Annotated in this window: 14 protein-coding genes; 11 read left to right on the top strand and 3 right to left on the bottom strand. The window is 44.4% G+C overall.

Translation table 11 applies throughout. The features are described 5' to 3' along the window. Nucleotides 1–4 precede the first annotated feature (4 nt). Nucleotides 5–1,387 carry a cysteine--tRNA ligase gene (gene cysS, locus F0231_RS06695; RefSeq protein ID WP_171758946.1) on the bottom strand — a complete coding sequence of 461 codons (1,383 nt, stop codon included), beginning with the start codon at nucleotides 1,385–1,387 and terminating at the stop codon, nucleotides 5–7. A 201-nt stretch (nucleotides 1,388–1,588) separates the two neighbouring features. Between cysS and F0231_RS06690 the strand changes: the two genes are divergently transcribed. From F0231_RS06690 to F0231_RS06675, 4 genes are all read left to right on the top strand, one after another. After that, complete coding sequence (locus tag F0231_RS06690; protein ID WP_171758945.1) at nucleotides 1,589–2,083, top strand: peptidylprolyl isomerase; 495 nt, start codon at nucleotides 1,589–1,591, stop codon at nucleotides 2,081–2,083. 48 nt (nucleotides 2,084–2,131) lie between these two features. Continuing rightward, nucleotides 2,132–2,860, top strand: coding sequence for a UDP-2,3-diacylglucosamine diphosphatase (gene lpxH / locus F0231_RS06685; RefSeq protein WP_171759110.1), 729 nt, complete (start codon nucleotides 2,132–2,134; stop codon nucleotides 2,858–2,860). Between the two features lie 84 nt (nucleotides 2,861–2,944). Next, the gene (locus tag F0231_RS06680; RefSeq protein WP_171758944.1) at nucleotides 2,945–4,162 is read left to right on the top strand and encodes an EAL and HDOD domain-containing protein; all 1,218 of its coding nucleotides are present in this window, start codon (nucleotides 2,945–2,947) and stop codon (nucleotides 4,160–4,162) included. A gap of 11 nt (nucleotides 4,163–4,173) precedes the next feature. After that, entirely contained in the window at nucleotides 4,174–4,671 is a 498-nt protein-coding gene (locus F0231_RS06675) for a YchJ family protein (protein ID WP_171758943.1), read from the top strand. A gap of 44 nt (nucleotides 4,672–4,715) precedes the next feature. Here the strand turns inward: F0231_RS06675 and F0231_RS06670 are convergent, their stop codons facing one another. Continuing rightward, on the bottom strand, nucleotides 4,716–5,003 hold the full coding sequence (locus F0231_RS06670; protein ID WP_171758942.1) for a YeaC family protein: 288 nt from the start codon (nucleotides 5,001–5,003) through the stop codon (nucleotides 4,716–4,718). A gap of 107 nt (nucleotides 5,004–5,110) precedes the next feature. On the opposite strand from F0231_RS06670, the gene F0231_RS06665 reads away from it, so the two are divergent. Further along, nucleotides 5,111–5,929, top strand: coding sequence for a DUF2989 domain-containing protein (locus F0231_RS06665; RefSeq protein ID WP_171758941.1), 819 nt, complete (start codon nucleotides 5,111–5,113; stop codon nucleotides 5,927–5,929). A gap of 54 nt (nucleotides 5,930–5,983) precedes the next feature. Here F0231_RS06665 and msrB read toward each other — a convergent pair whose 3' ends face one another. After that, the gene (gene msrB, locus F0231_RS06660) at nucleotides 5,984–6,388 is read right to left on the bottom strand and encodes a peptide-methionine (R)-S-oxide reductase MsrB (RefSeq protein ID WP_171758940.1); all 405 of its coding nucleotides are present in this window, start codon (nucleotides 6,386–6,388) and stop codon (nucleotides 5,984–5,986) included. Nucleotides 6,389–6,723: 335 nt separating this feature from the next. On the opposite strand from msrB, the gene gap reads away from it, so the two are divergent. From gap to F0231_RS06630, 6 genes are all read left to right on the top strand, one after another. Then, the gene (gene gap, locus F0231_RS06655) at nucleotides 6,724–7,719 is read left to right on the top strand and encodes a type I glyceraldehyde-3-phosphate dehydrogenase (RefSeq protein WP_171758939.1); all 996 of its coding nucleotides are present in this window, start codon (nucleotides 6,724–6,726) and stop codon (nucleotides 7,717–7,719) included. 183 nt (nucleotides 7,720–7,902) lie between these two features. Further along, nucleotides 7,903–8,787, top strand: a complete 885-nt coding sequence (locus F0231_RS06650; RefSeq protein ID WP_171758938.1) for a D-hexose-6-phosphate mutarotase — start codon at nucleotides 7,903–7,905, stop codon at nucleotides 8,785–8,787. A 121-nt stretch (nucleotides 8,788–8,908) separates the two neighbouring features. Further along, nucleotides 8,909–9,730: a 23S rRNA (guanine(745)-N(1))-methyltransferase gene (gene rlmA, locus F0231_RS06645; RefSeq protein ID WP_171758937.1), complete on the top strand. Its 822-nt coding sequence runs from the start codon at nucleotides 8,909–8,911 to the stop codon at nucleotides 9,728–9,730. A gap of 73 nt (nucleotides 9,731–9,803) precedes the next feature. Continuing rightward, nucleotides 9,804–10,748 carry a ChaN family lipoprotein gene (locus F0231_RS06640; RefSeq protein ID WP_171758936.1) on the top strand — a complete coding sequence of 315 codons (945 nt, stop codon included), beginning with the start codon at nucleotides 9,804–9,806 and terminating at the stop codon, nucleotides 10,746–10,748. A gap of 183 nt (nucleotides 10,749–10,931) precedes the next feature. Continuing rightward, entirely contained in the window at nucleotides 10,932–11,279 is a 348-nt protein-coding gene (locus tag F0231_RS06635; protein ID WP_171758935.1) for a hypothetical protein, read from the top strand. Between the two features lie 113 nt (nucleotides 11,280–11,392). Continuing rightward, nucleotides 11,393–13,288: a BCCT family transporter gene (locus tag F0231_RS06630; RefSeq protein ID WP_171758934.1), complete on the top strand. Its 1,896-nt coding sequence runs from the start codon at nucleotides 11,393–11,395 to the stop codon at nucleotides 13,286–13,288. The last annotated feature ends 26 nt before the right edge of the window (nucleotides 13,289–13,314 follow it).

The following is a 13,314-nucleotide window of genomic DNA, read 5'->3' as shown; positions in this document are numbered from 1 at the left end:
CTGATTACTTACGACGCCATGTTGTGCCTTCTGGACCGTCTTCAAGGACGATACCCATCTCAGTCAACTTATCACGCGCCATGTCAGCATTTGCCCAGTCTTTCGATGCACGAGAGTCGTTGCGAAGTTTGATTAGTGCTTCGATTTCAGCCACTTCATCATCGTTACCAGCATCGCCTTTTAGGAACGCTTCTGGGTCTTGGTGAAGAATACCAATCACATCTGCCAGTTCACGCATCAGCGCACCAAGCGCACTTGCTGAAGCGATATCTTCAGTCTTGATTCGGTTAACTTCTCGAGCCATATCAAATAGCACAGAGTAAGCTTCTGGCGTATTGAAATCATCGTTCATCGCGCTAGTGAAACGCTGAACGTACTCTTCGCCACCCGCTGCTGGAACTGAAGAATCAAGGCCACGCAGAGAGGTGTATAGACGCTCTAGAGAAGCACGAGCTTGATTCAAGTTATCTTCGCTGTAGTTCAATTGGCTACGGTAGTGACCAGACATTAAGAAGTAGCGCACTGTCTCAGCGTCGTAGTGACCAAGAACATCACGGATAGTGAAAAAGTTACCTAGTGACTTAGACATCTTCTCGCGGTCTACCATTACCATGCCGCTGTGCATCCATGTGTTTACATAGTCTGTACCGTGTGCACAGCATGATTGCGCGATTTCATTTTCATGGTGTGGGAACTGCAGATCCGAACCGCCGCCGTGAATATCAAAATGGTTACCAAGAATCGAAGAGTTCATTGCTGAACATTCGATGTGCCAACCTGGACGACCTGGCCCCCATGGAGACTCCCATGTAGGTTCACCTGGCTTAGACATTTTCCAAAGAACAAAATCAAGAGAGCTACGTTTTGCACTTTCGATCTCTACGCGAGCACCAGCTTGCAGTTGCTCTAGGTCTTGACCTGACAGCTTACCGTACTCATCGTACTTAGCGATTTCGAACATCACATCACCGTTATCAGCAACATAAGCAAAACCACGTTCGATCAAAGTCTCTACTAGTTCGATGATCTCTTTAATATATTCAGTCGCACGAGGCTCAACGTCAGGGCGCTTCATGTTTAGTGCATCAAAATCAGAATGCATTTCGCCAATCAGTCGCTCAGTCAACGAATCGCATGACTCACCATTTTCATTCGCGCGTTTGATGATCTTGTCATCAATATCGGTAATGTTGCGAACAAACGTTAGGTCGTAGCCTAGGTAACGTAGGTAGCGTGAAACTACATCAAAGGAAACAAACGTACGGCCATGTCCAATGTGACAGAGATCGTAGATGGTTACCCCACAGACATACATGCCAACTTTGCCAGCAGTGATTGGTTTGAATTCCTCTTTCTGTCTTGTGAGTGTGTTATATATCTTTAACATGATCTCTATCTAATAATTGGTGAAACAAAATAGTGGTTCAGTATACCAACTCACGCTTCGTTTCGTCATCCCTCAAATGAGCAAAAAGACATCATTAACACCTATACTCAGGTCTCACCCCTTACTTTTCACGTATTAATGTCTGAAAAGTTACGTTAGAATCGCGGCTTCAAGTCAAAAACCTATGTAAAGGACATAATCATGATCACCCTTCACACAAATTTTGGTGACATCAAAATTCAACTAAATGAAGAGAAAGCACCAGAAACTTGCGCAAACTTCCTACAGTACTGCCGTGATGGTTTCTACGACAACACACTATTCCACCGTGTTATCGATGGTTTCATGATTCAAGGTGGTGGTATGGAGTCTGGTCTTCGTGAAAAGCCAACTCGTGCACCAATTAAAAACGAAGCGAACAACGGCCTAAGCAACAAAGTTGGCACACTAGCGATGGCTCGTACAATGGAACCGCATTCAGCTAGCTCTCAATTCTTCATCAACGTAAACAACAACACATTCCTAGATTTCCGCAGCGAAAGCCTAGATGGTTGGGGTTACTGTGTATTCGCTGAAGTTGTTGAAGGCATGGAAATTGTGAACAAGATTAAAGGTGTGAGCACTGGTTCTTACGGTATGCACCAAGACGTACCACTAGAAGACGTGCTAATCACTGGCACAACAATCGAAGAATAATCTTAGATTTAGAGAGCGCACATTGTTGCGCTCTCTTCTTAAATGACTATGACCACACTATTTATCTCCGATCTTCACTTATCCCCGACCACACCCGATATTACTCAATGCTTCGTTCGCTTTATGCGTGAAGAGGCCATACATGCCGATGCCCTTTATGTACTCGGTGACTTGTTTGAGTTTTGGGTAGGCGACGATGACCGCTCTGACTTTGCTCAGGTTATTCGCGACGAATTTAAGTCTCTGACGCAAAAAGGCGTACCGTGTTTTTTCACACAAGGTAACCGTGACTTTTTGGTGGGCAAGCGTTTTGCTAAACAAACCGGTGTGACATTATTGGGCGATGAGACCGTTATCGACCTTTACGGTAAGAAAGCCGTCGTACTTCACGGCGATACGCTTTGTACCGAAGACGTAAAGTATTTGGAGTTTCGAGCGAAAGTCCATCAACCATGGCTTCAATGGGTCTTCAATCGCATCCCGATGTTCATTAAGCAAAAAATCGTAGCGAAAGTACAATCTGACATCCGTACCGATAAACAGACCAAATCACTTGATATCATGGATGTGACACAACATGAAGTTGAGCGTGTTATGACACTACACAACGTTGACTTAATGATCCACGGTCACACTCATCGGCCAAACGTACATACATTTAATAAAAACAACACTAAATATACTAGAATTGTGCTAGGAGACTGGTATACACAAGGTTCAGTACTGGTGTACGATAACGACAAATCAGAGTTACAACAACGCCCTTTTGGCAAATAATTTTCGGCTTATAGCACTGCTTTATGTCACCCATTTTGGGTAGCTAACACTTGTGAATATGTTACACGGAGCGCGGTATATACCTTGAAATACTCTTATATAGCTAGACAGCCCATACTCGACACTGACAAACATACCGTTGGTTATGAACTGCTATTTAGGGACGGGCCGAAAAATACGTTCCCAGAGATCGATCCAGAACAAGCGACCAGCCGTCTTCTGTCTGACCATTTCCTCTCGACGCATTATGAAACACTCGGTGATAAACTTGGCTTTGTTAACTTCCCTTATCAAAGCTTGGTGAACCGTGTTCCAACTCTTTTTCCTGCTGACAACCTAGTCGTAGAGATTCTTGAAAACTGCGAGCCTACACAAGAGTTATTAGAAGCCGTAAAAGAGATGTCATCCCTCGGCTACAAGATTGCACTTGATGATTTTGTACCGAGCCGTGAATGGAAGGTCTTTCTACCTTACGTTTCTATGATCAAATTCGACATTCAGACCGTGCCTATTGCTAAAGCGCAGATTTTCATGATGCGTTTGTCTGAATTTGATATCACTTTTCTTGCCGAGAAGGTCGAAACCTACGAGGAGTTCGAGCAAGCAAAAGCGGCTGGATTCCAATATTTCCAAGGTTACTTTTTTAGCAAGCCGGAGATGATCAGTCGTAAATCACTAGAACCCTCATTTATGACGGTGGTGCAACTGCTGACTGAAATTGCCAAACCGAATATTGATTACCCGATGATTGAATCACTCATCAGCAAAGATGTGACGCTCTCCTACAAGCTTTTAACGTTCGTGAATTCGTCATCGATCGTCAAAACTCGTATTCAGTCATTTAAACAAGCATTGGTTTACCTTGGTGAGGACAAGCTGCGTAAGTTCATATCGTTAGTGGCTCTCGCTTCTACACAAGACAGTAAACCAGATTATCTTTATGGGTTGTCGATTCAAAGAGCACGCTATTGCGAATTGGTCGCGTCTAGACTCAAACACCGCTTTGAACCAGGTCAGGCCTTTCTAACGGGGATGTTCTCTTTGCTAGATAGCTTACTTGATCGCCCACTAGAACAAATCGTCGAAGAAATTTCCGTTGATGAAACAATAAAATTCGCAATCACTAAAAATGAAGGCATACTCGGCACCATTCTTGACCTAACCAAAGCTTACGAAAAAGCAGAATGGGAAGAGGTGCAACGCCACTGCGACACTCTCGGGCTAGATCAGCAGACACTAAGTGAATGCTACGATGCCTCTGTGAAATGGGCGGCAGAACTTCTTTCTGTGAAAACGAATTAATTGGAGTCATTATGAATTCGTGTCCTTGCGGGAATACTCTCGAGTACAACCAATGTTGTGAACCTATTCACAACAACCACTCTCTCGCCGATACACCTGAGAAGCTAATGCGCTCACGTTACTCTGCGCATGTAAAAGGGCTTGTCGATTATGTGGTCAATACCTACCACCCAAGCTGCCACGCAGAAGAACAACGCGATGCTATTGCAGATTCCATCAAAAGTGAGTGGTGCGGACTGGAAGTTATTGAATCGGAGCCTGGTTTAAACTCCGAAGAAGGCTTTGTAACCTTTAAAGCGTTCTTTAATGAAGAGGAAAAACAGTATTGCTTGGAAGAGCGTTCTCGTTTTGTTCGTGAAAATGCACTCTGGTTTTACATTGATGGTACTTTCCCTGAGGAAACAACCGTTGATCCTCGATTAGAACAGACTGTGCAGAGCCTCAAAGTCGGTCGCAATGACCCATGTATTTGCGGCAGTGGCAAAAAATTTAAAAAATGCTGTGGCTAAACCTACATCAAAATACAAAAAGGCAGGGACTCCCTGCCTTTTTCTTACCCTTCAACGTTTGGGTTGATGCGGACAATGTCCTCTTGCCCATCTTGAAACTGCTTTTTCAGCTCAGCTTTCGACTTAAAGCTAATTTCTCCACCCTGCGCGACTGTCATATGTTGCGCTTGTGAATTATGCTTAGACTGATACAACATCACAGCTTGCATACAAGAGTCTCGCTGCGCTTGTGAAAGTGGGGTACCCTCAGGCCATTTCCCTGTTTCTACAGCGAAAACTAGACGCTCATAAGCCTCTGGAGTGATGGCATCTATTAACTGGTTTGCGTCCATGGTATATCCTAATCAGTTATAACAAGATAAGCGCACATTAACGGGCTAGCTGCTCTAGTCAAGGCAGCAACAATAATTAAGTGTAACGGATCACAAGCAACGACAGTATGAATCAACTAAAACTGCTAGTACTTCTAAGTGCAGGCTTCTCCCTAGTAGGTTGCTTCGAAAGCAACAAGAACACAGAACAACTTTGTAGTAGTAATCCAAGCCTACAATGTGAACGCCTCAATATGGGTGATGGCCAGTGCCGAATTCCACGCACTGATCTTATCTGGCATCGCTTTGAAGTGTTAAAAAATCCAAGTGATGAAAATCGAATTAAAGAGTATGAACTACTCGCTGGCTATAAGAAGTGTCTTGAGTTGGCATCTCAAATTCAGCCAATTGATCAATCAGGTCTAAAAGAGAGACGCTTTAATGCTCTTATTAACTCCGCAGAAGATCTAGAATCGATTGTCGCTGTGTTGGAAAAGTCCCAATCACCTGAATCTTATTACTTCCTGTGGAGCCAAACGGGCAGTGACAGTGCGCGTCGTAATTTTCTTCAGCTTGAAGGCAGCCCAGCGCTAGAAAATGCAGAAATGCAATATGCGCTCGCGACCTTCTACACTAGTCGTGACCAACAGAAAACTCATGACTTATTGATCAAGACGCTTGAGCTGACCAAACGAGGCAACGTCAATACCGAGGTTTTCAAATCTTTAGCAAGTACGACTTATCGTTTGGGCAATAAGAAAGAAGCCTATATTTGGACCATGGTTGCAAAGCACTATGAAGTGCCTATAGCTTCTGAAAGTGAGCTGCAATTACTCTATGGGTTTGATAACAGTACCTACAGTCAGTTAGACGATATTGCAGAGGATGTCGAAGATGCCATTAGCAGCGGCACCTTCAACAAAGGGCTAGTACCTAAATTCAAGTAGCTGACTGTCTACTGAAAGGATAAAACAAATGGCGGTGAATAATTCACCGCTTTTTTATGAATTGTTGAAAATTAACGACACGGAGTTTACACAAAAACGTTCGCCTGTTGTTTTTGGCCCATCAGGAAAAACGTGACCTAAATGGCTATCACAAGCTGCACATCTGATCTCAGTTCTGACCATTCCGTGACTTACGTCTTCTAAATAACGAATAGCCTCATCATTGATAGGGGCATCGAAGCTAGGCCAGCCACAGCCTGAGTCATACTTACTATCAGAGACAAACAATGGTGCTTGGCAACAGGTACATGAGTAAATTCCCGTCTTCTTGTTATGCAGCAGCTTACCTGAAAAAGGGGCTTCTGTACCCTGCTCTCGGCATACATGATACTCCTCACCGGAAAGCACCTCACGCCAGTGTTCATCAGGCATCACTACCTTTTCTACCTTTTGTTTCACAGCAACAATTCTCCATATTCTCATTTTTTATTATGACTTTTTTCGCGAAAAACTTGCGAAGCGCAGCCTTTGTAGCACATACTTTGACACCATAACAGGATGGTTAAACTTTCAGCATCGCTGGCATCATCTTTACTATTTTACGTCAACTGGTTAGGGAAAAAACCAGTAATCCGTTCAAAAGATAACCATTTGCGACTAATTGTGAAAAAAAGCGACGCTTTTTTTTGACTTTAAACAAGTTAAGTCCGATTATCAGTTGCAGATTTTGACTGGATTCTGTAATTTTACTACCAGTTATCTTTAATCAGAAATTAAGTTGTGGAGCAACTATAATGACTATCAAAGTAGGTATTAACGGTTTTGGCCGTATCGGCCGTTTCGTTTTCCGTGCAGCGCAAGAGCGTAACGACATCGAAGTAGTAGGTATTAACGACCTAATCGACGTAGAGTACATGGCATATATGCTTAAGTACGATTCAACTCACGGTCGTTTCAACGGTACTGTTGAAGTTGAAGGTGGTAACCTAATCGTTAACGGTAAGACTGTACGTGTTACTGCTGAACGTAACCCAGAAGATCTAAAATGGGATGCTATCGACGTTGACGTTGTAGCTGAAGCAACTGGTCTTTTCCTAACAGACGAGACTGCACGTAAGCACATCACTGCTGGTGCTAAGAAAGTTGTTCTAACTGGTCCTTCTAAAGACGCAACTCCAATGTTCGTTAGCGGCGTTAACTTCGACACTTACGCTGGTCAAGACATCGTTTCTAACGCTTCTTGTACTACTAACTGTCTAGCGCCTATCGCTAAAGTTCTTAACGACAAGTTCGGTATCGAATCTGGTCTTATGACTACAGTTCACGCTACTACAGCAACTCAAAAAACTGTAGACGGCCCATCTGCTAAAGACTGGCGCGGTGGTCGTGGTGCTTCTCAGAACATCATCCCATCTTCAACTGGTGCTGCTAAAGCTGTAGGCGTTGTACTTCCAGAAGTAAACGGCAAACTAACTGGTATGGCTTTCCGCGTACCAACTGCTAACGTTTCTGTAGTTGACCTAACAGTTAACCTAAAAGAAGGCGCATCTTACGAAGCTATCTGTGCAGCAATGAAAGAAGCTTCTGAAGGCGAAATGGCTGGCGTTCTAGGTTACACTGAAGACCAAGTTGTTTCTCAAGACTTCATCGGTGAAGTTTGCACTTCAGTATTCGATGCTAAAGCTGGTATCGCACTTAACGACAAGTTCGTTAAAGTTGTATCTTGGTACGACAACGAAATCGGTTACTCAAACAAAGTTCTAGACCTAATCGCACACATCTCTAAGTAATTTCTTAGGATGCGCAATTAGCGTATGAATTTTGAAAAGGCGGCTTTCGAGTCGCCTTTTTTGTATCTGTATGACGCTCACAATGAGATTGAATCCAAATACGGCTGAAATCAGCCTATTCATAACAGAAAACAGCACCTTATTTTCGTATTTGAATTCAATTTCCCTTAAAAGGATTATGTAATGGATTTATCAACCCTCCCAGCTCTAACGGTTTTATCTGACAACATCACAATCGTTGAAATTGATTCGGTTAAAGCCGTGCGTGTTATCCATGATAAAGCCACGGCGGCGATATCTCTATTTGGCGGCCATGTTCTTTCCTACAAACCTAACGGTCAAGAAGACCTGATTTGGATGAGCCAGCAAGCTAAGTTTGATGGTAAAACAGCACTTCGTGGCGGTATTCCGATCTGTTGGCCTTGGTTTGGTCGCATTGCAGCGCCTGCTCATGGCTTTGCTCGTAACAGCGAGTGGACATTACTAGAGCACCGTGAAAATGAAAACGGAGTGATCATCGAATTGGGTCTGCTGCCTTCAGAAACAACACTTGCAGTTTGGCCGCATCAGTTCCAAGCTCATCTATTGGTTGAAATTGGCGATGAACTCAAAGTGACACTGGACGTTACCAACACCGATACCAAAACGTGGACGTTCTCAGGCGCACTCCACACTTATCTAACCGTTGGTGATATTGAGCAAACGACAACAACAGGTATGGGCCCTGAGTACATCGATAGCTTGAAAGGTGGTGAAGTTTGTCAGGGTGGCGAGACTTTGCAATTGACCGATACAATCGACCGTGTTTACACCCAACCTGAAACTCAAATTACCGTTGCTGACCCAGTACTGAATCGTTCGTTGGTTGTTAAAAACCAAGGCCACAACTCTGCAGTATTGTGGAATCCATGGGCTGAAGGTGCACAATCTATGGGTGATATGCAAGACGATGGTTACAAGACATTCTTATGTGTTGAGTCAACATTGCATGCGCCATCACTTGAGCAAGGTAAATCACTTGAACCGGGTGAAAGCCACCAGCTAGTCACAACGATTACGGCTCAATAAAAACCACACCACTTTCTGCCCCAGATCCCCTTATGCTCTGGGGCAGCATCAAGATAAAATCTTTTTCCCAGAACTCGATCCTGCTAGACTTTGCGCTCACAAATATTGAATTGAGCACTTTATGTCTTACACCTGCCCTTTATGTCATCAGCCTCTTTCTCTATCCGAGCGCAGCTACCGTTGTGAAAGCAACCATGCCTTTGATTTAGCCAAAGAGGGCTACATCAATTTGATGCCAGTTCAGCACAAACGCTCAAAAGATCCAGGTGATAATAAAGAGATGATGCAGGCACGCCGTCGTTTCTTAGAGAAAGAATACTATCAACCTCTAAAAGCTCATATTGCCAACCTATGTGCTGACTTACTAAAAGAGACCGACCACAAGCTACTCGATATCGGTTGTGGCGAGGGCTACTACACAACAGAAGTCGCCAATGCTCTTTCCGCTCATTCAGAATCAGCCAATGTGTACGGCTTGGATATCTCCAAAGTCGCTATCCGCTATGCCGCCAAACGCTACCTAAACTGCCAGTTTAGTGTTGCTTCTAGCCATCGATTACCATTTGAGAGTGCGAGCCTTGATGGCGTACTAAGAATTTACGCCCCTTGTAAGGCCGAGGAGCTGCAGCGCGTTGTTAAAGGCAATGGTGTGGTCGTCACGGTTACCCCTGCTGGTCGCCACCTCTACCAGCTACGCGATGAAATCTACCCTGATGTTCGCCTCCATAGCGAAGAGCCAGAGACGATAGAGGGTTTCGCTCTCGAGAAAGAAGAGAAGCTTAGTTATGTGATGGATCTTGTTGAAGGTGATTCACATGATTTGTTGCAAATGACGCCTTTCGCTTGGAAAGCATCTGAAGAGCTCAGAGAGAAACTAAAGTCCGCTACACTATATCAATGTGAGGTTGATTTTATGGTTAGAGTGTACAGAAAGAACACTTGATAACAATTCTCATTTTTATTGAGTTATTAAAGAGCCTCCTTTACTATTACTGCATATAATAATGGAGGTTCTTATGTTTCGGCTGTTCGCCACTTCCCTAAGCTGTTTTGCTCTTGTTGCTTGCTCTTCTATCTCTACTCAAAACCCAGAAAGTGCCGTGAGTACGTATTATGACTACCAACTCTACTCACCAAGCCAGCAAACACTCTCTCTAGATTCCCTTCCAAAGACGCTCCTTGATGCTGACGTTATTTTGGTTGGTGAATGGCACACTCACGCGGGTATCCACCGTTTTCAGACCAATTTGATCGAACAGCTTAAAGAATCTCGAGAGGTCGCTGTTTCGATGGAGCAGTTCTCCAGAGACAAGCAAGCTGTTGTTGATAACTACCTATCGGGGAAGATTGGTGAACAAGTTCTGATAAAAGATAGTAATGCTTGGCCAAATTATGAAAGTGACTATAGACCTTTAGTTGAACTGGCAAAAGCTAACGATCTTAACGTTATCGCCGCTAATGCTCCAAAACCCTTCGTGCGTTGCATCGGTCGCAAAGGACTCAGTTACCTTAATAAGCTTAATGACGAGCAGCGTAGCTACCTTGCACAGTCGATAGACACTTCTAATAGCGCGTACAAAGAAAAGTTCATGGCCTCAATGCATCATGGGAAACCGGAACAAACCGAAAAACAATATGCTGCACAAGTGTCTTGGGATGAGACCATGGCAGAAAGCATCACACTTTATTTAGACCAAAACACGACACACCAAGTTGTCCATATCGCAGGAAAGTTTCATACAGAGCAAGGGTTGGGTACAAAAGCCTCGATCCTAAAGCGTAATCCTAATCTTAACGTTGTGGTGATCACACCAACAAACAGCATCACAGAGCAAGACAACCAAAATCAAGACTATTTACTTCATGTCCTCGCGCCGCCAGTTCGGTACGTCCAAATGGAAAACAGAATGGCCGCCTACAAGCACCTATCTAAGCGTAACGATAGCCTAGATTGTGAATAGGCATCCTACTTGCTTGGCACTATACGTCTACCTCCCTCAATGTCCGAATAGACATTATTGAAGGAGTTTATAAACTAGGCACACTTTATGCTTGCGTTGTTTTTATACAAATATTGCATATTTTGCACAAGTTTTTCACCGAGCAGTCGATATATTGTCTGAGGATGATGTAAGGAGATCGTTATGACCCCAGTAGGCATGGAGCCAGCGAAGCTGCCCCCTACCCAGCAGGTAAAACCTCAAACAGCTGCAACCCAAGACGCAGGCCCAGCGCCGCTAAAGGTTGAACAGAATAAGGTGACCCTTTCAGAGGAAGGAAAGGCACTTTTGGCTGCGCTCCAGCAACTAGAGAAAGACAGCAAAGTCGAGGACGGAAAAACCGTTAGCGACAAAGTCGAGTCTTTTGCGCACGGTGCGTTAGGCATGGATCACCCAGATAAAATTGAAGAAGAGGATGATGGTTCATACTCAGCGGGGCAATATCTTTCCGCAGCGGCAACCATCGGCGGTATTCTTCTCGCCGTACTTTAATGGCTTAATCATAGAGTAATAAAAACTTCTATCTTATCGACAATAATCTGCGTTTGTTGGTATTTTCGTCTAGTTCCATAATCAAGCGACTATTGATTATGGAAACTTAACGCGTGAAAAATTCCTTTTCGCTGATCGATAAACCGACCTTCTTCGGTGCTATCGCTCTGCTCTTATCCATTGTAACGCCGTTAATCTTATTCCCCCAGCAGGGAGCAGAATGGATTGCGGTGGCAAAAACCTTTATGACCGATAAACTCGGTTTTCTTTACTTAGCCTTAGGGTTGAGTGCATTTTTCTTCATGATATATGTCATTTTTAGTGACATGGGCCAAATCAAACTAGGCGACCCTGACGAGAAACCAGAATTCGCAACCTCTTCGTGGGCTGCCATGCTCTTTTGTGGCGGCATCGGCGCAAGCATTCTTTATTGGGGCTGTATAGAATGGGCTTATTACTATCAATCTCCACCTTTCCAGCTAGAACCTGGTAGTGAAGAAGCTATTCGTTGGGCTGCTACCTATGGTTTGTTCCACTGGGGTCCAATTGCTTGGGCTATATACCTAATCCCAGCCCTTCCTATCGCTTACTTCTTTTATGTCCGCAAACAACCGGTACTCAAAGTGTCTAGCGCGCTGATGCCAGTACTTGGCGAAGAGCGTACTAAAGGTGCAGCGGGTAAAATTGTCGATATCCTATTTATCTTCGGTCTACTTGGCGGTGCTGCAACCACACTAGGCTTGGCTGCGCCTCTAATAGGGGAAGGTTTAAATGCTCTATTTGGCATCCCACAAACCACGCTTAGCCAAATTGCTGTTCTTCTCGTCTGTACCGCTATCTTTGCTTACTCTTCATACGCTGGTATGGAAAAAGGCATCAAGGTACTGAGTAACATCAACTTTTGGGGTGCAATGGGGCTGCTCGCATTTGTTCTTGTCGTAGGACCAACCATCTTCATGCTTGAAACCGGTTTAGATTCGATCGGTCGTATGCTGTCTAACTTTTTTGTGATGGCAACATGGGCAGAACCATTTGGTGGTTATGGTACGTTTGAAAACACCCATTTCCCTCAAGATTGGACGATTTTCTACTGGGCTTGGTGGCTAGTATTTGCGCCAAGCATGGGGCTATTTGTTGCCCGTATTTCACGTGGTCGCACTATCAAACAAATGGTGTCGGGTTCGATCTTCTTCGGCTCAATGGGCTGTTTCCTATTCTTCATGATTCTAGGTAACTATGGCCTTTCGCTTCAACTTTCAGGTGAGCTTGATGTTGTGGGGATTCTGAACACTGAAGGCGCAACCAAAGCCATTTTCTCTATGTTGGGCGCGCTGCCAATGGGCACTGTCGTCATCGCTGTATTCACGATTTTGTGTATCATCTTTACTGCAACCACGTTTGACTCCATCTCCTATATTTTGGCATCTGTAGTGCAAAATGATGTCACGGAAGAACCGATGCGTTGGAACCGTCTATTTTGGGCGTTCACCCTATCATTCCTCCCGACTGTTTTGATGTTCTTGGGCGGCCTTAGCACACTGCAAACCGCCGCAATTGTCGGTGGCCTACCTCTACTTGGTATTTCAGTGATGTTGATGATTTCTGCGGTACGCGCAACGAGCTTAGACCTACGTCACCAAGAGGATTATGTCGAACCGACGATCAACATCGAAGATCTTCCAGAAATGGATCCATGGTCTTCTGAAGGTATGGCACTCGCTCGATTCGAACGTAGCCGTGATACAGCTCAAGAAGCAGCCGAGCAAGAACGCCAAGCTATGGCTCACGTACTTAAAGTGAAAAAGCGTATTCGTGCATTTGCATTAGAGCATTCCGGTGATGAAGAGTTTGCTGACCATCATTTGCCACCAGAACTATACAATGACCTACAAGAAGCATTGGATGAGGTTTCTAAAGCTCAAGAACGCAAACAAGAGGCGTCAGAGCAAGCTCAGATGGCTCGTGGAGAGTTCAATCAAGCCGTCACTAATTCAGCAGCGGCCAGCTAATTTGCTATCTTCCTTCCCTAAGTCAA

Origin of the sequence: Vibrio sp. RE86 (assembly GCF_013114545.1) — a bacterium.
Taxonomy (GTDB): domain Bacteria; phylum Pseudomonadota; class Gammaproteobacteria; order Enterobacterales; family Vibrionaceae; genus Vibrio.
The sequence above is the reverse complement of the archived record's forward strand: the minus strand, read 5'-3'. Positions and strand labels throughout refer to the sequence as shown.

Coding starts and splice junctions, on each gene's coding strand:
- F0231_RS06690 (WP_171758945.1), top strand. CDS start 1,589: ATGATCACCCTTCACACAAATTTTGGTGACATCAAAATTCAACTAAAT.
- F0231_RS06665 (WP_171758941.1), top strand. CDS start 5,111: ATGAATCAACTAAAACTGCTAGTACTTCTAAGTGCAGGCTTCTCCCTA.
- F0231_RS06670 (WP_171758942.1), bottom strand. CDS start 5,003: ATGGACGCAAACCAGTTAATAGATGCCATCACTCCAGAGGCTTATGAG.
- F0231_RS06635 (WP_171758935.1), top strand. CDS start 10,932: ATGACCCCAGTAGGCATGGAGCCAGCGAAGCTGCCCCCTACCCAGCAG.
- rlmA (WP_171758937.1), top strand. CDS start 8,909: ATGTCTTACACCTGCCCTTTATGTCATCAGCCTCTTTCTCTATCCGAG.
- F0231_RS06675 (WP_171758943.1), top strand. CDS start 4,174: ATGAATTCGTGTCCTTGCGGGAATACTCTCGAGTACAACCAATGTTGT.
- gap (WP_171758939.1), top strand. CDS start 6,724: ATGACTATCAAAGTAGGTATTAACGGTTTTGGCCGTATCGGCCGTTTC.
- lpxH (WP_171759110.1), top strand. CDS start 2,132: ATGACCACACTATTTATCTCCGATCTTCACTTATCCCCGACCACACCC.
- F0231_RS06640 (WP_171758936.1), top strand. CDS start 9,804: ATGTTTCGGCTGTTCGCCACTTCCCTAAGCTGTTTTGCTCTTGTTGCT.
- cysS (WP_171758946.1), bottom strand. CDS start 1,387: ATGTTAAAGATATATAACACACTCACAAGACAGAAAGAGGAATTCAAA.
- F0231_RS06650 (WP_171758938.1), top strand. CDS start 7,903: ATGGATTTATCAACCCTCCCAGCTCTAACGGTTTTATCTGACAACATC.